Annotated in this window: 14 protein-coding genes; 3 read left to right on the top strand and 11 right to left on the bottom strand. The window is 42.3% G+C overall.

What is annotated here, in order from left to right; genetic code table 11:
- Both V5804_RS03355 and V5804_RS03350 read right to left on the bottom strand, forming a co-directional pair.
- The coding region (locus V5804_RS03355; protein WP_369589957.1) for a helix-turn-helix domain-containing protein at window positions 1-694 on the bottom strand (694 nt) is incomplete at its 3' end.
- Between the two features lie 5 nt (window positions 695-699).
- The gene (locus tag V5804_RS03350; RefSeq protein ID WP_369589956.1) at window positions 700-1,323 is read right to left on the bottom strand and encodes a hypothetical protein; all 624 of its coding nucleotides are present in this window, start codon (window positions 1,321-1,323) and stop codon (window positions 700-702) included.
- A gap of 137 nt (window positions 1,324-1,460) precedes the next feature.
- On the opposite strand from V5804_RS03350, the gene V5804_RS03345 reads away from it, so the two are divergent.
- Complete coding sequence (locus tag V5804_RS03345) at window positions 1,461-2,291, top strand: IS1 family transposase (RefSeq protein ID WP_369589955.1); 831 nt, start codon at window positions 1,461-1,463, stop codon at window positions 2,289-2,291.
- Window positions 2,292-2,358: 67 nt separating this feature from the next.
- On the top strand, window positions 2,359-2,643 hold the full coding sequence (locus V5804_RS03340; protein ID WP_369589954.1) for a hypothetical protein: 285 nt from the start codon (window positions 2,359-2,361) through the stop codon (window positions 2,641-2,643).
- A gap of 129 nt (window positions 2,644-2,772) precedes the next feature.
- On the opposite strand, the gene V5804_RS03335 is transcribed toward V5804_RS03340, so the two are convergent.
- Window positions 2,773-4,095, bottom strand: coding sequence for a vanadium-dependent haloperoxidase (locus tag V5804_RS03335; protein ID WP_369589953.1), 1,323 nt, complete (start codon window positions 4,093-4,095; stop codon window positions 2,773-2,775).
- A gap of 425 nt (window positions 4,096-4,520) precedes the next feature.
- Here V5804_RS03335 and V5804_RS03330 point away from each other — a divergent pair, with 425 nt between their 5' ends.
- Window positions 4,521-8,084, top strand: a complete 3,564-nt coding sequence (locus tag V5804_RS03330; protein ID WP_369589952.1) for a VCBS repeat-containing protein — start codon at window positions 4,521-4,523, stop codon at window positions 8,082-8,084.
- A gap of 195 nt (window positions 8,085-8,279) precedes the next feature.
- On the opposite strand, the gene V5804_RS03325 is transcribed toward V5804_RS03330, so the two are convergent.
- From V5804_RS03325 to V5804_RS03290, 8 genes are all read right to left on the bottom strand, one after another.
- A complete protein-coding gene (locus tag V5804_RS03325; RefSeq protein WP_369589951.1) occupies window positions 8,280-10,391 on the bottom strand; it encodes a hypothetical protein in 2,112 nt (703 codons plus the stop codon).
- Between the two features lie 28 nt (window positions 10,392-10,419).
- The gene (locus V5804_RS03320; RefSeq protein WP_369589950.1) at window positions 10,420-11,586 is read right to left on the bottom strand and encodes an aldose epimerase family protein; all 1,167 of its coding nucleotides are present in this window, start codon (window positions 11,584-11,586) and stop codon (window positions 10,420-10,422) included.
- A gap of 291 nt (window positions 11,587-11,877) precedes the next feature.
- On the bottom strand, window positions 11,878-12,900 hold the full coding sequence (locus V5804_RS03315) for a glycoside hydrolase family 43 protein (RefSeq protein WP_369589949.1): 1,023 nt from the start codon (window positions 12,898-12,900) through the stop codon (window positions 11,878-11,880).
- A 13-nt stretch (window positions 12,901-12,913) separates the two neighbouring features.
- On the bottom strand, window positions 12,914-13,993 hold the full coding sequence (locus V5804_RS03310; protein ID WP_369589948.1) for a cellulase family glycosylhydrolase: 1,080 nt from the start codon (window positions 13,991-13,993) through the stop codon (window positions 12,914-12,916).
- Window positions 13,994-14,240: 247 nt separating this feature from the next.
- Window positions 14,241-16,697: a DUF4965 domain-containing protein gene (locus V5804_RS03305; protein ID WP_369589947.1), complete on the bottom strand. Its 2,457-nt coding sequence runs from the start codon at window positions 16,695-16,697 to the stop codon at window positions 14,241-14,243.
- 195 nt (window positions 16,698-16,892) lie between these two features.
- Window positions 16,893-18,857, bottom strand: coding sequence for a beta-L-arabinofuranosidase domain-containing protein (locus V5804_RS03300; RefSeq protein WP_369589946.1), 1,965 nt, complete (start codon window positions 18,855-18,857; stop codon window positions 16,893-16,895).
- Between the two features lie 123 nt (window positions 18,858-18,980).
- Window positions 18,981-20,825: a glycoside hydrolase family 2 protein gene (locus tag V5804_RS03295; protein WP_369589945.1), complete on the bottom strand. Its 1,845-nt coding sequence runs from the start codon at window positions 20,823-20,825 to the stop codon at window positions 18,981-18,983.
- A gap of 535 nt (window positions 20,826-21,360) precedes the next feature.
- On the bottom strand, window positions 21,361-22,062 hold the full coding sequence (locus tag V5804_RS03290; RefSeq protein WP_369589944.1) for a DUF3823 domain-containing protein: 702 nt from the start codon (window positions 22,060-22,062) through the stop codon (window positions 21,361-21,363).
- Window positions 22,063-22,064 lie beyond the last annotated feature (2 nt).

Here is a 22,064-nt window from a genome sequence, read left to right as displayed (position 1 = left end):
ATAGTTCATTTGCGAAGGTATTTGCTTCCTTTTCAATATCCCTTTCTTCATTGTCTAAGGCAATCTTTTTTCCAAAATGACATACGTAATGACATAACTCATGGGCGAGATTAAACCTTATTCTATCTGCTGATCTCATTCTGTTTATATAAATGATAGGTAAATTATATTCTGAAGAAAATGTGCTAAGAGCATCCATATTATGTAAATCTAACGGAGCGATAATTATACCATTATTCTCCATAATGGTTGCTAAGTCATTAATTCTACCCCTGGGAATTTTCCAATATTCACGAACAAAATTTGCAGCTTTTTCAATAGTTCCATCTTTCTCAATATCCCAAAGTGGAATATTAGGTTTAGGAATATCAACCGCATCTGAGAGTTTGTTTATGTGCCACTCTGTAAAGGTCATTTTACCTTTGTATTCTTTTAATTCTTTTACAGGTAAAGAAATCTTTTTTCTATAGTGTCCTTCTACTTTTATTACTTTTTTATCAGAATAAAATAGCTGCTCAGGAAAATTTAAAATTGAAGGTAACTTCTTTGCTATATCCTCAGATATATTTGCTTTTCCATTTTCGATCTGAGAAATTGTTCCTTGTTTGACTTTTAAAAGTGTTGATAATTCCACCTGCGTAAGCCCTCTCGCTTCACGCGCTAATGCTAAAATACCGATATTAAAATTTGACATAAATTTTATTCCTCCGTTCCTGTTTGGCGATCTTCGCCAATTTTCTTGGGTGAAACCCTTCTTTTTGTTGTTTGAACTTCCTCTTTTAAAGCTTCTTCAAAGTCAATAGGAAGTTGTTCAACCATGTACTCTTTTAAATTAAAATACCAGTTTAAAATTGACCCGTTTATTGAACATAGAAAATATCCTTTTATTTCGCTCCATGCTAAATTAGGTGTAAAACCACCCCAAATAATAGTAACATCTCTTGGTAAACCCTCTATCTGATCTGTTCCTCTTTCAAAAGATTTGTATTGATTTGTACGTGTAACCGAGGTTCTAAAATGTTTATTCATTTTGTTGAACCTTAAAAATATCTTGTTTTGAATTAACAAGCCGAACACACCATTGCAATCTATAACCTTTGCATTTTGATCGTTAAAAACCGCTTGAGATAATCTTGCACTGACAGAATCATTAATCATAGAACCCTTGCTTCTTGGTTTTAAATTAATAAAAACGCCTCGTTCAGCAACAAAGCTTTTGAAACTCAAAACATCGTTGAAGCTTTCAGTAAGTGCTTCTTTTACGATTGCATAGTACGGACGAAGTATTTCATCAATTTCAGAACCTGGTAGTAATATTTTCATTATCCATCAATTTGTTTGCTCTCAAAAATAATCTAATTTTACCAAAACACAAAAAAAATATTTCTTATTTTTACTAAAAAATATTTGTAATTGAATTATTATGCTTGACATTTAAATTAAATTATTATATTTGTTCTATGAATAAGTTACCAATCGCCAAAAAAGTACAAATCATTAATATGCTTGTTGAAGGTGTGAGTTTGCTTGCTGCTTCCCGTATTGCTGATGTAAGCATAAATACGGTTACTAAACTTTTGGTTGATACTGGTAAGGCTTGCCAGAACTTTCATGATGAAACTGTACATAGTTTGACTTCACAAAGAATAGAACCTGATGAAATTTGGAGTTTTGTTTATGCCAAAGAAAAGAATGTGCCGGAAGAAATGAAGGGAAACGATACTGGCGATGTTTGGACTTGGACCGGCATTGATGCTGACAGCAAAATGATTGTATCTTGGTTTGTTGGTAATCGTAGTGCTGAATCTGCTTATACTTTCATATGCGATCTAAAAGGCAGGTTAAGGAATAGGGTGCAGTTAACCACTAACGGCCACAAAGCGTATTTAAACGCCGTTCCTGATGCTTTCGGTTCAAAAATTGATTATGCCATGCTAATTAAAATATATGGCGAACCAGCAGGAAAAACAAGCACAGAACGCAAATACAGCCCTGGCGATTGCACAGGATTTGAAAAGAAAAGAATATTAGGTAAACCAAATGCTGATTTTGTAAGCACTTTTTATGTTGAAAGACAAAATTTAACTATGCGTATGCACATGCGTAAGTTTACACGTTTAACAAATGCTTTTTCTAAAAAGATTGAGAACCATTGCCACGCTATCGCATTACATTTTGTTTATTATAATTTCTGCAAAACCCATAAAACCTTGCTTATAACACCTGCAATGGCAGCAGGACTAACAAAAGATTTTATGAGTATAGAAGATATTGTTAAACTGGTTGATTAATCTGTTAACTTATTTATAATTTAAGGCTCCTAATATTGAGGCTTTTTTCATTTAAACGTATTTTAAAATGGCACTTATTCCACCTGTTGACGCTAAACATCCTAAATCTCGAATAAAACGGGTTCACAACGTTCTTTACGATGGAACTAAGCCAGGAAATTTAGAATTTTCTATAGCCGAATTAGAACTTCACAGCGGCAAAATAGTTAAAGGAATTAGATACGATAGGAGCTGGTGGAGTGTTAATCCTGAAAAAGGTTATCCACTTGTTCAAGGTGGCCTGCCAAGTTGGTTTATACTTCCAGACAACTTTCAATTTATAATTCCAAAAGACAGTCAAATATCTATCTGAGGATTTATAAAAAAGAATTAAATTCAAACTGAGACACTCCTGATTTCTGGCTCACCAAATTTATGCCGATAAAAGAAGCATTGCCAATTGGTTCAATAAATCCAAAATTCAATCCTGTTCTTTCCCGTTTTACCTTCTGGTTTTTAACTTTTGCATGGCAAATTCTGCAATTTTGCTACCTTCGTCCATCCCGTTTTCAATGGAAGGGATGTAATGGATGCCGCCGTAAAACCGGCTGATGGCCGCTTCTTTGGCGGCTTCGTTAAAGGATTTAAACGTGCGAACCGGGATGTCAAACCGCACCTCTGTAGAATCGGCAAAGCTAAAGTTGTCCCCAAAAAGTTTGGTCAGCATTTTGGCAGAGGCAACGGAAACAACACTATGCCCGCTGGTGTATTCGGGAAAAGGCGGCGTTTGCAGCAGCGGCATCCAGGCCTGGTCAATGTATTGGTTGATATAAGTTTCCGGCCGGATGACTTTGCTCCTGTACTTTTCATCCCAGCAACTGATAAAACCATCTGCAATAACAACAGCCAGGCAGGCATAAGTTTCGGCAGTTTTTACATAATCTGCTTTTGCTTTTTGGCAGGCCAAATGCGCAATATTGATCCAATGGCCGCCCGGCGAGATCTTTTTTATGGCAAACATGGTATGCCCGTTGGTATTTACCCTGAACGGGTTGCAGTCCCAAAAATTGGCAATGTCTTTTTGCTCTTCGGTTAGGTGAACGTTTGCATCATGGACCGCCAAGGCCAGCTTGTAAAAAGAACTTGCCGGTTTTGATGAAAAAGCCGGGGCAGGCAAAGGCTTAAATTGTGCTGCCGAATCTATGATAAATGGCCTTAATTTTCCCCAGTTCGGTTCAACCGCTTTCATATAGGCCGGCGGGGTTGGTTTCCAGGAGCCGTCATCGCTTAAAACATCGTATTTGGATAACGACCGCGTTTGTTTGTATTTATCTTTTGCCGCCCAGGCCAAAATTTTGTCGGCCACTTGTTTGCCGTAGGCGATGGAATTTTCGTACACCTCGTCCGGCATCCCTGCATCTTTAAATTCCTGCATCAACTGGGTATGGAAAGCTTCAATACGCCCTTCGGAAGTTACCAGCGTTTTTCCGACGGTTAAAATAGTATGGGAAGCGGCCAGGTTAAAGCTGTATTTTTTATGCGGATCGGGTTTTGGCAAAGAATCCAAACCGTGCAACTGACCCGAAAGCGAGATATAGTTGCTGTTGCCGTTCACCGCAGCTTCATATCCGGCCACGCTGATGTAAGCATAAATGCGGCTGGCGACCGGCGGCGAATAAATATCGTACAGCATTACATCGGTAACTTCCTGGATGGAACGGTGGATATAATCCGCGTTTTCGGTTGATTTTTTCCAGTCGTTTCGATGTGCAGAACACGCGGTTAGCAATAAAGAAACAAATGAAACATAAAACAACTTACGCATATAAAAGCAGAAAGAAATCAATTCAGGTTTTGATGGCCAGCAAACAGGCAAAGGTCAAATTTAACAGTTAATAAAATATTTTCAACGGTTATCCTTATCAAGCGATACAATTTGATGAAGTTTTGATAGGATTTGAAGAAACACATTTGCTTCAACCTTTTTCCGATGCTTCTTTTACCACCTAAAAATCGGTGGCCCTTCCTTCTTTTTTAACAATCCCCTCTTCTTTCAACACCAAATTTACCTGCCTAAAAGAAGCATACCGATCAGCCCTGAACAATTTTAAACAGGCTCTGAAACAGTTTGCTTTTTACAATTTTTTCGGGCAAAAAAGCACAAAAAAATGGTAATTTCACCGCTATAAACCTTGGTTGATCACCTGCTGCCATCAAGCAGATTTTACTTTAGAAAGTACCTGACAGAACATGTTATACAATTCCTTTCGGCACGCAAAACTGCTCACGATATTAATCGCTTTTGCATGTGCTTCCTGCTCTAAAAAAGACAATTCCAACACACTTTTCAAACTGCTCCCTGCATCCGAAACTGGGGTTGATTTTAAAAACACGATCACCGAAAGCGACAGTTTAAACATTTTAAACCATCCATATTTGTACAACGGTGCCGGTGTGGGCATTGGCGATTTTAACCACGATGGTTTGCCCGATGTTTATTTTGCCGGCAACATGGTTCCCAACAAAATGTACCTGAACAAAGGCGGTTTAAAGTTTCAGGACATTACCGATGCAGCAGCAGTTGGCGGCGAACGCCGTTGGTGTACCGGCGTTTCTGTGGTTGATATCAATGGCGATGGCTGGCCGGATATTTATGTTTGCGCTTCTTTTAACAAAGACCCCAACAAGCGCCGGAATTTATTGTACATCAACCAAAAGCTGAACAAAGACGGTATCCCAACTTTTAAAGAGTCTGCCCACGCTTACGGTATTGATGACAACGGCTACAGCACGCAGGGTATTTTTTTTGATTACAACCACGATGGCTTGCTGGATTTATACGTGCTGACCAACGTGCTGGACAAAGGAACGCCCGTTGCTTACCGGCCAAAAGTAGCTGATGGAAGTGCTGTTAACAACGACCGTTTGTATAAAAACAATGGCAACGGCACCTTTACCAACGTAACCAAGGAAGCTGGCATTTTGATGGAAGGCTTTGGCAACTCGGTTTCGATCACGGATGTGAACAACGATGGCTGGCCGGATATTTACGTGGGCAACGATTTTATCTCCAACGATTTGTTGTACATCAACAACAAAAACGGAACTTTTACCAACCGGGCAGGCGAATATTTTAAACATACGGGCTGGTCGGTAATGGGTTCGGATATGGTGGACATCAACAATGACGGTATGCCCGACCTGGTTTCTTTGGAAATGCTGCCCGAGGAAAACCTGCGAAAGAAAACCATGCTGATGGGCGATAACTACATCACTTACATTGACAATAAAAAATACAATTACGAGCATCAATATATCCGCAACGTGCTGCAGTTAAACCAGGGCAAAACGCCTTCCGGCCATACGCAGTTCAGTGAAGTGGCTTACTTGGCCGGGATGTACCAAACCGATTGGAGCTGGACGCCGCTGGTGGCCGATTTTGACAACGATGGTTACCGGGACATGGTAATTACCAACGGTTATCCGAGGGATGTAACTGATCTGGACCATGCGCTTTACAGCAATAGCCAGGGCCGCTCGCCCAAAGAAAATACTTCCCTTGCCAGTGCCGATTCTTTTCCGGTGGTAAAAACAGTAAGTTATGCTTTTAAAAATGCGGGCGGTTATACTTTTAAAAATCAATCTGCCAACTGGGGAATTACAAAACCTGCATTTTCAACCGGCGGCGTTTATGCTGATCTGGACAACGACGGCGACCTTGACCTGGTTGTCAACAACATTGATGAACCTGCTTTTATCTATGAAAATACGCTGAACAATAAAAAACAAGTTGCCAAAGGCCATCATTATTTAAGCGTTGGTTTAACAGGAGACAGCAAAAATACAGGAGGCATCGGAGCATCTATCCGCATTTATTACCAGGGGAAACAACAGTTTTATGACCAGCAGCCTTGCCGCGGTTATCTTTCTACCGATGATGCCAAAGCACATTTTGGTTTGGGCGATTTTACTTCGGTTGATTCTTTAAGGGTACGCTGGCCGGATGGAAAAACTCAATTGCTAACCAACATCAAAACCGACCAAACCATAAATTTAGCCTATAAAAACAGTAGTGGCAATTTTTCGCCGGGCATCTTTATTAAGGAGATTCCGCTTTTTCAATCGGTGGCCAGGCAATCCGGCATCAGCTACAAACACGAAGAAAAAGACGCCATTGATTACAACATCCAGCCTACTTTGCCGCATAAACTGAGTCAGTTTGGCCCTTGTATCGCTGTGGGCGATATTGACAACAACGGTTATGATGATTTTTACGTTGGCGGCTCGGCCGGAAACAAGGGCACATTTTTTATGCAGGATAAAAACGGCAGGTTTACTGCGGATACCAAATGCTTCCTCCACGAAGATTTTAAAGAGGAAGAGGATATGGGCGCGATTTTGTTTGATGCCAACAACGATGGTTTTTTGGATTTGTATGTGGTGAGCGGCAGTTACGAGTTCCCAAAAGGCCATTCCTCGGCACAAGACCGCTTGTACATCAACAACGGAAAAGGACAGTTTGAACGGAATTTTGCCGCCGTTCCGATAGAATATGATAACGGTTCCTGTGTTCGTGCCGCTGATTTTGACAAAGACGGCGATCTGGACCTTTTTGTTGGCGGTCGTTCGGTTTCCGGCGCTTATCCTGCCTCGCCGGTAAGCCATTTGCTACGGAACGAAGGCGGAAAGTTCGTAGATGTTACGAAAGAACTTTGCCCGGAGCTGGAACATGCAGGCATGATCACTGATGCTTTGTGGTCGGATTTTGATAATGACGGCCTGGTTGATTTGGTGGTTGCAGGGGAATGGATGCCAATCACTTTTTATAAAAACAACGGACATGGTTTTACCAAAGTCGGCAATTCGGGCGTGGAGCAGCACGTGGGCTGGTGGAACAGTTTGGTGGCCGGTGATTTTAACAATGACGGCAAAATGGATTACATCGCCGGAAACCTGGGGCAAAACTCTAATTACAAAGCTACTTTTGCCGAACCGATGACCATTTTAGCAAAAGATGTAGATAACAACGGTTCGTATGATGCGATGATTTTTTGTTATATGAAAGCAGAAGACGGCACCCAAAAACCGTTTCCGATGCACACCCGTGATGATCTGATCAGCCAGGTGATCTCCACCCGAAAAAAATTCCCTACTTATAAAGGCTTTGGCCGTGCAACCATGGATGATTTATGGAGCAAGCAAGACCGGGAAAACGCGGTTATTTTAAAAGCGACCGATATGAACACCAGCTTTATCGAAAACAAAGGCAATGGCAAATTTTCGATCAGTGCAATGCCTTTAGAAACACAAATGGCCCCGGTTTATGGGATGGTTGCCCGGGATATAGACCAGGACGGTTCTTTGGATTTGCTGATGGTTGGAAACGATTATGGTATGGAGCCTTTTACCGGCAGGCACGATGCATTTATGGGTTTGTACCTTAAAGGCAATGGCAAAGGCGGTTTCAGCAGTAAACCGGTAACAGGCAGCGGGTTTTTTGTAGATGGCGATGCGAAAGGTTTGGCGGTTGTCCATTCTGCAAAAAGCGGTGATCTGTATGTGGCTTCCCAAAACCAGGACAGCTTGAAAGTTTTCAGTTCGAAGATCAAAGAGAAAACACCGGCAGTTTGGATCAACTTAAAACCAACTGATTTTTATGCGGATATTATCTACAAAAACAACCGGAAAAAACATGTGGAGTTTTATTACGGTGCTACTTATTTGTCCCAATCTTCCCGAAAAATGGAGCTGGACAAAAACGCGGAAGCCATTTTTATTACAGATTATAAAGGAAATAAGCGGAAGGTGAAATAGGTTTCTGAAAACGGGATGCTTCTTTTATCGGGTAAAATTTGGTGCGCCTCACCCTAAATCCCTCTACAAAAGAGAGGGACTTGAAAACTTGGTGCAGCTTGCTTCCTCTCCTTTGGAGAGGGTCGGGGTGAGGCTTTCAACTTTATGCGATAAAAGAAGCATCAACAGCCCGAACAATTATTAAGTCAAAAACCATTATTTTATCCAAACCGTTTGCGTGAATGCGCCGTTTGCTGCCACGTCCCAGACTTCTAAACGCAGCCATTTCCTATTTTTCAGGTTTGTGGTGAGATGAAAAGTATGGTTTCCGAATGCTTTGGTGTCTTTCAAATCCACTTGCTGCCGGTAAACTTTGGTGCCATCACCGGAAATGATCTCAGCAAAGTTTAATGGGAATGTCCAGTCAACTTTAAAAGTAATGTTGCATTTACCGTCGGCCGGTAATTGAATAGTTTCCCCGGAGTGGGAATTGTTGACGGTGAATTCCGGGATCAGCACTTCTCCCGTCGAAGAAAAAAACCTTCCGTTTTGCAGCACATCCAATATCGGTTGCCAGCCATTGTTAAAAGCAGGCAATTTGTCCATTTGTAAATAATTTACATTTACGTGGGCATACATTTCATTCTCCGGTTCAATAGAGAAAAGATCTGATTCGGCAAGTACTTTTTTGTGCAACCCCCAATTGTTCATGTCATCCATCAAATCAAGCACGCGCTTGCCCAATCTCGGCTGCGATAAATCGGCAGGCAAAGCTTTCCAGGCGGCTCCCAAAAAACGGTCGGATTTGTAAAAAGCCTCCTCTTTGTAAGCATCCGGAAACCCGGTTGAACCTTTTGTCCGTGCATGCGCCGTCCAGGCCAGTCCGTTTTCGGCTTTTAACAAAGCAAACATATCTTCTTTACTGCCGATGTGGTAAATTTTCCCGTGTTCCTGATCGGTGGTTGTAAAAGGTGTACCGGCTTTCCTCGACATGATCCAGTAAACGGGCTTCGGAAAAAACTCCAGCCAGTGGCCGCCAAAAAATTCGTTTGGTTCTTCTCCGGGCAACAACAGAAAATTTGACGATGACAGACGTTTGCATTGCTCAAACAAGGTTTTTAATTCTAATAAACGCTGCCCGTCAGGTCCGCAGGGATGGCCTGTTCCGTGGAATTCGGCCAGGTGAACAATATTCACCCCTAAATTTTTAAAAACTTTGATAAAAGAAGGACTATCCGGAACAGGCTTACCGGCAAGCACCACGCGCGAAATAAACTCGTTGTGAAAATGGCTCGACATCGTTTTATAGCCTGCCAGCGGTTTATAACTGTCGTTGTGTGTGTATTTCTTAACATCGGCCAACAAAGCAGTTGGATTGCCAGTGCTTAACAAGCAGAAAAAGTTTAACCGTTGCTTCGTTCCGAGCGGCGCATTAAACCAGGGAACGTACCGGTTATCGCCATACAAATCCTGCCGGATGCCAAAACCAAAACCCGGAAGCATCTTGCGGTAATTGTTGCCGTACCACACAAATTTCAAATTAAAAGCTTCATCCAAGGGATAAAAATACTGGTGCGGCGCCGGGAAAACAGCAATACTGCCGGAAGGGTTTTCGCCAATAATGGTCCGGTATTTTACGGCTACATTTTTGGCAGTATCTGCAAGATTTACGTTCGCCTGCATTTTATCGTAAACATCGCTCCAGGAAATATTTTTTACAGGCTGCTGCTTGCTGGTTAAACCGGCGTCATACAAGATTGCGGTAGAATCAATTTGGGTGGAAATCACTACTGCCACATTAAAAAGCGGCTGCCCGTTGTACAAAGTGATTTCTAATTTTCCTTTAAAGTTTGGCGCTTCAACGCCGTCAATACTGATTACCGTTCGCGATCCAGAAGTACTTACACTTGCCGACTTTTTGCTAAAATTAATTTTATAAGATTGATGTGGCTTTAAAGGTACTCTGTCAAAAAAAATGTTCCAACCGTTTTGGGAGATCAGATCGCGTTTGCCTTTGGTCAGGATAAACTCCGGATCTGTGTTTTCGATAATGGTATGATAAGCACCTTCTTTACCAAGCTGGATGCTGCTGAACAAAGGTTTGCCATTTTGCATGTTCAGCAATATTCGGCCGTTTCCGGTATTTCCTGTCGGCCAGGCAACCGTAAATCCATCACGGTTAGATACTATTTTTACGCCTGAATTTTGGTTATATCCTTTTTGGTCAACAGGAAAAACCTGTGCTTTTGTTACAGAAAAGCAGATGGTCAATACGAAAAACAGGCCATATCTTCTGATTAAATTTAAGCCTGATATTGCCTGTTCCATATCCCAATTGTTAAGGTTTGTGCTTGGTTTATTTCGACAAAAATTTGTAGCAGCTTTGGGTTTTATAAGTTTGCCCTGGTTTTAAAACGGTTGAAGGGAATTGCGGCTGGTTGGGCGAATCCGGGAAATGCTGGGTTTCCATGGCAAAAGCCGTACGGTAGTCATCTTTTTTTCCGTATTTCATGCTGTTTTTACTGTGCATAAAATTGCCGCTGTAAAATTGCAGGCCCGGTTCTTCGGTATAAACTTCCATCACAATGCCGCTTTTGTCGCCTTTTACTTTGGCTACCGGCGTACTGCTGCCGTGCTTGTTCAACACAAAATTATGGTCGTACCCTTTTCCGTTTTTTAACTGCTCGTTGTTGTCGTTTACACGTGCACCAATAGCTGTTGATTTTTTGAAATCGAAAGGCGTACCAGCTACCGTTACAATTTTTCCGGATGGGATCAGCGTACTGTCAACCGGCGTGTAGTTATCCGCATCAATTTGAACTTCGTGGTTTAAAATTGTCCCGCTTCCTGATCCGTTTAAATTAAAAAACGCATGGTTGGTCAGGTTCACCACGGTAGGTTTATCGGTAGTGGCTTCGTAATTTATTTTCAAGCAATTATCACCGGTTAAAGTATAAGTTACTTTTACATTCAAATTTCCCGGGAAACCTTCTTCCATATCTTTAGAAAGATAAGTTAACTGTAAAGTAGTATCGTTCAATTGTTTGGCATCCCAAACCACATCCTGGTAACCTTTTTTACCGCCGTGCAACGTATTTGGCCCGTTATTTTTGAAAAACGCATATTCTTTACCGTCTAGTTTAAATTTACCTTTTGCAATCCGGTTGCCGTAGCGGCCAATGGTGGCACCAAAATAAGGTTCGGTAGAATGCTGGAAACCTTCCACACTTTCAAAACCATCAACTACATCAGTCATTTTGCCGTTTTTGTCGGGCACCAAAAGGCTCACCAGCCTGCCGCCGTAATTGGTGATGGCCGCTTCCATGCCGTTCTTGTTTTTCAAAACATACAAGTCAGTTTTTTTATTATCAATTGTTTTTTCGAAAGCCGTTTTAGCAGGTAAAACTGCTTGCTGCACGGTGTCAGAATTTTGGGTAGAAGCTTGTTTGTTTGATGTATTGTTGCAAGCTGACAAGGCCAGAACCGAAGCTGCGGACAAGGCCAGCAAATAATTTGTTTTCATATTTTTTGGGATAAGATTGATAGCTATTGGGGTTGATAATAAATATTTAAGTTTTGTTCAGGCTGTTTGTCATGCTTCTTTTACCACATAAAAATTGGTGAAGCAAATAGGTTTTTAAAGATAAACTATCTTGATTTTATCGGCATAAAAGAAGCATCATAATTTTGTTTGATAATGGATTTTCATACTTCTTTTATCATATAAAATTTAGGTTGAGGCTTTCAACTTCCTGTACCTCAACATAAACACCAATTTTTATGCGGTAAAAGAAGCATACGCCCATTGTTCGTTTTATTGTTTAAGCACTACCGGCCAGCCATTTTTATAAACAATCCGATTGATGCACAAAACCCTTCCTTTTTCCTTGTGGCTTCTTTCGATGGCATGGTAAGCAATCCATTTTCTGCCTTTTTTATCCTGAAATACCGAGTTGTGGCCGGGCGCCAGGAAAACGCTGTCTTTTTCCAAAATGGCACTGTTGAGCAAATGGTTTGCTTCGCCCAAACGCTCAAACGGCCCGGTCGGGGTGCTGGCCCTTGCAACCATAACCGCATAATTGGCTTTGGCGCCGCAGCAGTTATCGCCCGAATAATACAAATAGTACCTGCCTTTATCGTAATCCAGCCACGAACCTTCGAGTAAATTGCTGTAAGTTTTGTCTTTGCCGGGATAAACAATTGCTTTTGCCGTGCTGCCCGGTTTAAATGCCGACCAATCATCCGTCATTTCCTGAACTTTTAAGGGTTGAAAATCCGAACCCCAGTAAAGCAAATGTTTGCCGCTTTTTGGGTCAACAAAACCTTTTGGATCAATGTTCCGGAACCCGCTGCCGCAAAGCAACGGCTCGCCTTTATCTGTAAAAGGGCCAAGCGGATGATCAGCATAAGCAACGCCCAAACATTTGCCGGTCAATTCGTTTGGATCAGCAGAAAAAAACATCACAAACTTGTTCAGCTTCGCATCAAAAAAAACATCAGGCGCCCAAAAACTTTGTGTTTTTGAAGCCCATTTAGGTTTTTGCGGCAATGCATCGCCTTCGTATTTCCAATGCTGATGATCGGTAGAAGAAGCAACCTGAATGTTGACTGTTTTGCCGTTGCTGCGGCTTTGGGTTGCATAAGCATAGTATTTATTGCCCGCTTTGATAACCGTCGGGTCAGCAAAATCACGGTCCAAAACCAAATTCATCCCGGAACTTGCAACAGCCGTTGATTTTATCGGTTGATGCAAGTTCCGGCAACTTGTACTGATGAACAGTGCCACCATGACCAAAAAGTAACTTGGCCGGTAAGTACTAAAACAATTTCTGTTCATCCGTCAGCTTACTTTATTTCGTCCTGTTGGTCAGGCTTTTGATCAGCGCAGTTTCATCCGCTTTATAAGGCGTGCCATCTTTATGGAAAATATCATGGAACCACAATTTTGGTTCGCTGCCATCCGGCATTGGCGTGTCCCAGGCATAGATGGTATTGGTTTTTCCAGATACAAAACCCCAGTTAATGGCGCCTACATCTTCTTTTTTCAACATTGGCAACACGGTGCTGAACAAGCTATTGCGCGGGCGGGCCATGTATTCGGTGCAAATAAGCGGACGGCCGAACATTTTTAAAAACTGCACGGTTTTTAAGTGATCTGCTTCGGGCGAATAATCATGATAAGTAATGATGTCCGAGTTGGCAACCTGATAAGCGTTCAGGGTTTCGAAAGTCCAGTTCCACATGCCTGCACTGATGGGCTGAGTGATGTTTACTTCCCTGGCCCATTCAAAAGTATGTTTTAACAAAGGCATTGATTTGTTGCCTTTGTCAGAATTTCCAGGCTCGTTGTATAAATCCCAAAGCAAAATGCGTTTATCATTGCCAAAACGATGCAGCACATCTTTCACATATTTTTCCAACACCGGGAAATTAGCCGGATTATCTGAAGCAGGCTGGCCAGGATCTTGCATCCAGCCCGAATTGTGTATCCCCGGTTTTGGTTCCGGCTGCTTTCCTGTTTTTGGCACTTTGTTCCAGCAATCGTCAAAAAACACAAACATGGTTTGGATACCGTGTTTATTCGAAATGGTTAAATATTCGTCCATGCGTTTTTTAAACCCTTCGGGATCTTCCTGCCAAGGCAAATGATGTAAAAATACACGCATCACGTTCATGCCGATGCCTTGTGCATAACCCAGCTCTTTGTCAATCGTTTTAGGGTCAAAAGTATCGGCCTGCCACATTTCCAACTGGTTGATGGCCGTGCTTGGGATAAAATCGCTGCCCACCAGCCATTGGTGCTGTGCATACCATGTTTTTGCTTTTTGAGCCGTCCAAACCGCTCTGGTTGTTGTTTTTTTCTGTGCGGATAGCTGTACGCTTAGCAGCATGAATATAGCCGCAGCTATTACCCTTAGTTTAATTTGCATGTTTATAAGTAAAATTTAGTGATTTAGTGATTTAGTGATTCAGAACCTGATTAAGTTTGTACCAGGCTCTTCAGCAAGACCGGGATTATTCCAATGCTTCTTTTAGGCATATAAATTTGTAGCCTCACCCCAACCCTCACCAAAGGAGAGGGAGCTGTAGGAGAGCAGGTAAAGCGCACTGATTTTTGGCCGATAAAAGAAGCATTGAAAATAGATGATCAAAATTAAACTTGTGCTGATGCCCGGCCTATTGTTTTGAAAGCTTGACTTCCAATAATTTCATAAAGTAACCGCCAACAACACTTCGTGCCTGAAAGCCAACCTTATTACCGGTTGTGGTTTCGTGCCAATCGCTTAACGGTATGCGCGAAGTCGTTTCGACAGTATATTTATAAATCGGGTTGACCAAAGCGTTAAAATCGTTTTGGTTATCGGTTAAGCCTGCCGTCCACAAAACCCAATCAGATTTGGTGTAGGTTTTCCTGCTGTCTAAAGGCAGGCCGTATTCATTTTGCTTCGTCAGATAAAATTTAACTTCCTTTTCATAAACAGTTTTAGGGAAAAGGTTGAGGCCGAGCACCTTGTCCCAAACCATGTTATATTTTTGGCTCCAAGTGTCTTTGTTGTTAAAGGTTAATGCGTAATGGTCGCCTGCATCGGCAAGCTGCATCCATTTGCCCACCATTTCTTTGGCGTTGTTCCTATATTTTTCGGCTGTTGCTTTATCGCCCAACTGCTCGGCAAGCATGGCGTAGCAACCAACCCCTACAATGGCTTTTACCGAAAGATTGGCATTGCGAGCTAAATGGCCGGCAAAATCATCGGTGCACAATTGGTTTGCCGGGTCAAGCCCTTCCTTGTTCAAATAATCTGCCCAGGTAGTTAAAGTTTTCCAATGTTTTTTGGCAAAGTTGGCGTTGCCTTCCGCTTTTGCTATTGCTGCAGTCAGGATCAGCATGTTTCCTGATTCTTCAACCGGCATGCCCTCACCATAAGTTTGTCCGTTGGCCAAGGGGTAAGTGCCCAAGTCATGTGCTGCAAAAGGGCGGGTATTTTTTCCGCTTTCGCTGAAATAAAATATACCGTTCAACATCCCTTCCATCAGGGCCGGATTATAAACCAAGTATAACGGTGCCGACGGATAAGTTACATCCACCGTATTGATAAACCCGCCGCTAAAATTTTCTTTCGATAAAAACAGTATCTCGCCTTGCGGGCTTTTAACTAATTTATGTGCCGAGATACTTTGGCGATAACCCAAAACACAAAGCTTGGCATAATTTTCGCCGCCTGCCGCAACGGCTGCTTTTTGCAGGCTTTGGTTAAAATCAGTACATCTTTTTAAGATCGAAGTGTAATCCCTGGCTGCTGCATTCAGTTCGCTTTCGATGGTTTTTGAAGGGTCAAGCTTCCACCAGGCTTTTAAATTTTGTTTGAAATACTGAATGGCGTACAAATCATCATAACCCAGCATGATAAACTGCTCTTTTGGCGTACTGCTTACTTTACCAAGTGGAATAATGGTACTTAAAACCAAATGCTTTCCTTCCTTTACATTTGATGAAGTTGTGTTCTGCAAAAAGTTGTTAAATGCATCCGTAGAACTGCTGACATACTGGTTGCTGCCATAACTTTGCGGCACACCAACATACATATAGCCCCAGTCAATCCGCACGTCATCGCCTTTTTTTTGCAAGATGGGTTGTTCCACCGTACCGGCCTTTAATATGGCCACACTGTTGGAAGTGTATTTTTGCGTGGTTACCGGCTGCATGGAAGTGTTTACCGCAATATCCGTAGAAGCGCCAAAGTAAACCTGCACGTTATGTGTTTTGCCATCATTGGCTTTAACTTTGTAAGAAATATAAGAGATAGGGCGTGAAAGCAAATTCAAGTCGTTCAGCAGCAAGGGCGAAGTAAACGTTAAGGTAAGGTCAACTTTTCCGCAGGTAAAATTATAGATGGTTTGTGTTGCGTTCATATCTACATTGGTTTGGTCGGCCACTAAAATGTTTGCTTTTTGTGCCGATACCGGTTCGGTAACCAAACCTGCATCCAAATGGGCGCCGCCAGCAGTATTTGCGCAATGGATGGCCAGCACATTTTTACCGGCCTTTAAGTTTTTCCTGATTACATCATCAATTTCAATAAATACAAACTTCTGTACCCAGCCTGTTTTACTGTAAACCTTTTCGCCGTTTAAGTAAACTTCCACATTGTCATCGTGGCTTATTTTCAGGTATAGTTTTTTAAAGTCCGATTGGTTTAAAGTGAACGTCCTTCTCACCCAAATATCTTTTGTTTTCCAGGAAGTTTTATCGGCATTGTTGTCGCCAAAAGGCGCAATACCGTTTTTCCAGTCGGCATCGTTAAACTGAACATTTTCCCATCCGCTGGCAGGCTGGGTTTCGGTGTATTTGGTTTGGTAGTTTTCTTCGTCAGAGGTTGGGATCAACGTTTTATACGTTTTTTCTTCATTGCCCATAAAACGATAGGCCGTGCCATCCACTTTGATCAATCCGGTTAAAGATTGGTCGGTGCCTGTCCAATGCTTTGTTGGCGCATCGGTCAACTTATCTGTTGTAGACCAGATACTAAAATAAGTATCGTGATTGATAAGCGGATAAGCCGGTGCCCGAAAACCTTGGGCGCTAACCGCAAGATATTGCATTCCGGACAGAAGGATAAATAGTATTTTTTTCATTTTGATATTCTTATTTGAATTGTTAAAGTCAATTGTGCAATGCTTCTTTTACCCTATAAAATTTGGTGTCCAAATCCTATCTCCCATAAACAATTCTCCATAAACCATGAACAATTATCTGTGAACCGTTACACCAATTTTTATAGGGTAAAAGAAGTATGCCGGTTTAATTTTTAATTCTTTTTGTTTTCATCTTTATTCGGTTACCGGAAATGCCGAAATCCTTAACCTTGCCCCGCCCATTGGCACCAAAGTAAGTTCGGATACGGGCTGCTCACTTTTTACCGGACTTTGGGGCAAAACCGCGCAAAGGCCGTATTGGTCTATTGTCCAACCGGGGATCAGTTTTCCTTTTACCTTTAGTTCAATCGGTGCATTTTTGTTGGTAAAAGGGTTATTGTCTTTTGGCCAGCTTCTGCGGATAATTTCAATCGAGTTTTCAGGATGGGTTTTATCAATCAGCAAACCGTAGTTCCAGGCAGAATTGGGGTGGATTTCAAAAGAAGGCCATTTTTGAGGGTCGGCACCGGGCTGCCATTTTGAATCGCCGATGGCAGTTGCTTTGCTGTCTTCGCGCGTGTAGTTCTCATCAATTTTTAAAGAATAAGTAAGCGGGCCGTAGTTAACGCTTACGCTGTTTTTGTTCTCGTTCCATTCCCGCACTTTTAACTGCATTGGGAGTTGTAAAGAGATTTTATCACCGTTTTTCCAGTTCTTAACCAAGCGGATATAATCGCCGCTGCCGGTATTTACCGCTACAGCCTGTCCGTTTACTTTTACCGAAGCATTTTTGCACCAGGCCGGAACACGCAGGTAGATCGGAAAGCTGACTGCTTTTGCGGTATTAACGGTAAAGTTAACCTGGCTTTCAAAAGGATAATGCGTGGTTTCTACCAAACTTACTTGTGTGCCGTTGCCAACTTTGGCTTTTACTTCGCCTTCGCTGTATAATTGTGCGGCAAGCCCATTATCAGGCGTGGCCATCCAGGTATTTTCGGCAAAATAAACCCAGCCTGCGGCATGGTTATGCTGACAGCAACGGCTGCTAAAAGGGTTCATCATTAAAAACGGTCCTTCGTTGGCAATGCCGGGATGATGGTTTTTACTGTCGCTTACCACCATATTGGGTGCAGTAAGGTAGCGGAGTGATTTGTAATCGGGCATAAAAGCGGCCGAAAAAGTATTAAAAGCTACGTCTTCACAATTCTCGGCCCAAAAAGGATCGCCGGTATCGCCCAGCAGCATTTCGTCAGAAGTCATTTGCTCTACCATGCCACAGGTTTCAACTGCCTGACGCGGATCAACATAACCTTTGCGTGCATTTTCATCGCTTCCGAACATCCCTCCGGGCACTTGTCCGTACATCGCGCGCACAAGTTTGAAATCGTTATAAGTAGCGTTCAGGTCTTTCTGGTCATGGCTTTGCAAATGAAAAGTGGCCGGTTCCCTGAAACATTCGGCTATGTTTACATTGTGCCAATTGGGCAAGTTGTTGGCCTGGCGCCAGTCGGCTGTATTTTTATCTATTTTATTGGCCAGGTCAAGCAGCCATTTATCCCCGGTACGGTTGTACAGCCAGTACACGCTTAACAAATTATCGCCTCCCCGGCTGTTTTCCCAGTAATCTTTTAAAAATTTATTATCCGGAACAGACAGTTCATATTTGAAATAACGTGTCATAAAAGGAATAACACGCGGGTCTTTAGCATATTCGTAGTAAGATTGCAAACACCATAACATCGGCATGTTGGTCCACAAATCACGGTTGCCTTTTTTTTCTACTGAGGGCCCGAAATCACCATTGTCGCGCTGGTTGTTGAGTACTGCATCAATCCAGAACTTGGCTTCGCTAATGATCTTTTTATCGTTCAGCATATAGCCAATGTTGGCATAGCCTTTTAACCAGTACGGCAATTCTTCCCAGCCGTATTCGCCTTTGCCTTCTTTGTTCAACCAGGCGTTGTTGGTTTTTGAAAGCCAGATGCTGATCTCGCCCAGGTTTCCGGTAAGCCCGTCCCGCTGAAGTTCCAAAGCTTTTTTTAACCATCCGCCAGCATGTATGCTTCCTACAGGCAGTTTTGTAAAATATTGTTTTTGCAGCGGTGCCCGGTTATTTACGTAATAGGCATTGGATTGCTGGTTAGCTGCTTTTGATACCATGGTTGCCGTAACTGTAGATTGTGCAGTTGCAGCAAACCCACTAAAACCTATTAATGCAGCTTTAAGTAATAGTTGCTTATAAAATTTAACAAAAGGTTTTTTTGAGGACATCATCAGATTGATCTATTTTATTTTCACTAACGCAGGATCATACAACCTTGTATTAGATTTTTGCAACAATTCTACCGGGATTTTAATAACCTTGCGGTCGTAGGTCATAAAGCCGTTCACTTCGCCTTCTACATCCGTTGTTTGCGTATATACTGCGGCAGATAAACCCAATTTGATCAGTTCCTGCAACCTTTCTGTAAAGGTATCGTATCTTTTAAACAGGTCTTCCCCGTTTTTAAAATTCTGGTAGCCCCAGTTTTTGTTGGCTTGCCAAACATGGTTCTCAACAGGCCAGCCTAAGCCACCAAACTCGCCTAATACCACTGCTTCTGTTTTACCAAAAATTTCTGGGCGAGGCATGGCGGGATGTGGGTAATTATGCAGGTCAACAATATTTCCGGTTGCATAAAAATTTCCGCCGCTGGCACTGTTCACCAACCGGGAAGGATCTTTTTTCATCGTCCATTCCGTAATTTCAACAGTTTTAAATTGCCCCCAGGCTTCGTTAAACGGAGTCCAAACAATGATGCAAGGATAATTATATAAAGCATTGATGATGGCGTTCCATTCTTTGCGGTAATACTTTTCAGATTCCGGGCTGCGCTCCTTATCCGTCGCACGGTCGTATACGCCCGGCCGGTTTTCCCAATGGTTGCCTAAATCGCCGCTTGGCATATCCTGCCACAACAACATGCCCATTTTATCGCAGTAAGTATAATAACGGGCAGGTTCTACTTTAATGTGTTTACGGATCAGGTTAAAACCCATCGCTTTCAGCTTGTCAATATCAAATTTTAAAGCTTCTTCTGTTGGCGGTGTATATAAACCGTCCGGCCACCAGCCCTGGTCCAACGGGCCATATTCAAATACAAACTTATTGTTCAGCAACATTCGCTGAATCCCGTTGGCATCCGGGCCGAGGGAAATTTTACGCATGGCAAAATAGCTTTTTACTTCATCAACTGCTTTGTTGTTCCTGATAACGGCTACTTGCAAATCGTATAAAAACGGACTGGTTGTTGACCATAGTTTCTGGTTTTGGATATTTAAAACTGCCGTTCCGGCTGCCTCTATCGTCTTCTCATCAACCTTGGTTTGGCCATCCATTGCGGTGATCCTCAATTTGTCGCCCGGCTGGGCATTTGCCACTTCGGCCGAAATGGTCAAGGTTTGGTTATCAATATTGGGCGTTTGTTTAGTTGCTTCGATATAAGTTTTGGCCACACCTTCCAGCCAAACCGTTTGCCAGATGCCTGTTACCGGCGTATACCAAATGCCTTCCGGCTTTTTAAGTTGTTTGCCGCGTGGCTGCGGGCCATCGTCTGTCGGGTCCCAAACTTTTATTTTGATCTCCTGCCTGGCACCGCTTTTTAAAAATGGGGTAATATCAAATGTAAAAGGGTCGTAGCCACCTTCGTGGATACCAACGCTTTTACCGTTTACAAAAACTTCGGTTTGCCAGTCAACCGCGCCAAAGTGCAGCAGTGTTTCTTTGCCTTTTAAAGCTTTGTTGATGCTGATCGTGTTTTTATACCACAGCAGACTGTCTTTGCCTACCGTTTTCCCTACGCCCGATAAAGCTGATTCTACCGCAAATGGCACTAATATTTGCCCTTCATATCTGGATGGTTCGTTTTGATTTTTAGGGATGATGGCATAACTCCAAAGCCCGTTCAAATTTTGCCAGTTGCCACGTACCAGTTGCGGCCGTGGATATTCCGGCAATGGTGCTTTCGGGTCTACTTTTTGCGCCCAAGGTGTGGTTATCCTGTTGGTCAGCAAATGCCATTGTTGCTGTTGGGCATTTGCAGAAAAATATAGGAAAACGAGGAATATGAGGGAAATTTTTCTTTTCATCAGAAGGTTATACTACGATTGACACATTTCCGGGATTTATCAAAGCTTGTTCTTTACATGCTTCTTTTAGCACCTAAAAATCAGAAAGCTTTATCATGCTTTTCAACAGAAGCAATACCAATTTTTACCCGATAAAAGAAGTATTGTTGTTTCTTTAACTATGTATAAGCTTTTATAAAATGACATTATTTAAAGCCCTTTTAAATTTTGCATGATAAGATTGCCATGCTTCTTTTACCACCTAAAAATCACACCGCGTTTATGTTTTTGTTAAGCAGAACTTGTTTCGGCACCCCACTTGGTTGGCTTGTTGTTCCTTCCTGCGGGATCCTGAAATAAGTTCAGGATGACAGCCAAATGCTTCTTTTAACATATAAAAAATGGCAAGCTCCAAAAACAACGGTACTGATTTTTATAGGGTAAAAGAAGTATTGTTGTTTTGGCAGAAATCTAAACCATTTCTTACTCTTAAATAAACACATTTAGCAATAATACAAATGGCCATTCCTACCGAATGGCCATTTGTAACAAGGTTTTAATAGGTCAGCTTTTGAACAGGGGAAAAGATCATGTCTTCTACGCCTGCTATCCGGATGCCTACACGGGCGTAAACGTAATTTTGGGTTGGGGTAAACTTAGGAATAGCCACACTTAAATTTACATTAGTAGGATCGGTGATTAGTGTCCCGGCTAAATCAACTTCAGCGGCCTGATCTGCTGTAGATGTAAACTGGGTTTTATTGACAAACAAGCTCACCGTTTGTATATTTTTGGCAGTAGCATCGGTAATAACTTTTTCGATACTAAATTGCGCAGTGATGTTGCCGCCAGAAGCCACCAGTTGTGCATTTCTGATCATATAATAAGGCGTAACTTCGATATTAACGGTTTGATCTCCGGTAAGGTTGATAGCAATAGAATCCCTGCCACCGGAAGGCAGTTCTTTCCACTGGAATGGGCCCTGGCCGCCGGGGATGGTAAACTTGTAGTTGCCATTAAAGGTCAGTACAGAATAAGTCCCATCCTGGTCAAATGTCCCGCTTATCGGCGTGTTCCCTTTAAAGCCGGATTGGTAAAGTTGAAAAGGGACCTGGTTATATTCAACATTAACAGGGGTGCCTTTGTACATCAACTGTCCCTTTAAAGTTACTGACGGCGGTGCATAATTGTCCAGCTTACATGCTGCGCTAAAAAGCATCAGCGAAAGTATGACGGTGTAATGAAATTTGATTTTCATAA

The sequence above is a fragment of the Mucilaginibacter sp. genome, assembly GCF_041088075.1.
In the GTDB taxonomy this organism is placed as follows: domain Bacteria; phylum Bacteroidota; class Bacteroidia; order Sphingobacteriales; family Sphingobacteriaceae; genus Mucilaginibacter_A.
This window is presented reverse-complemented; position numbering and strand designations above follow the sequence as displayed.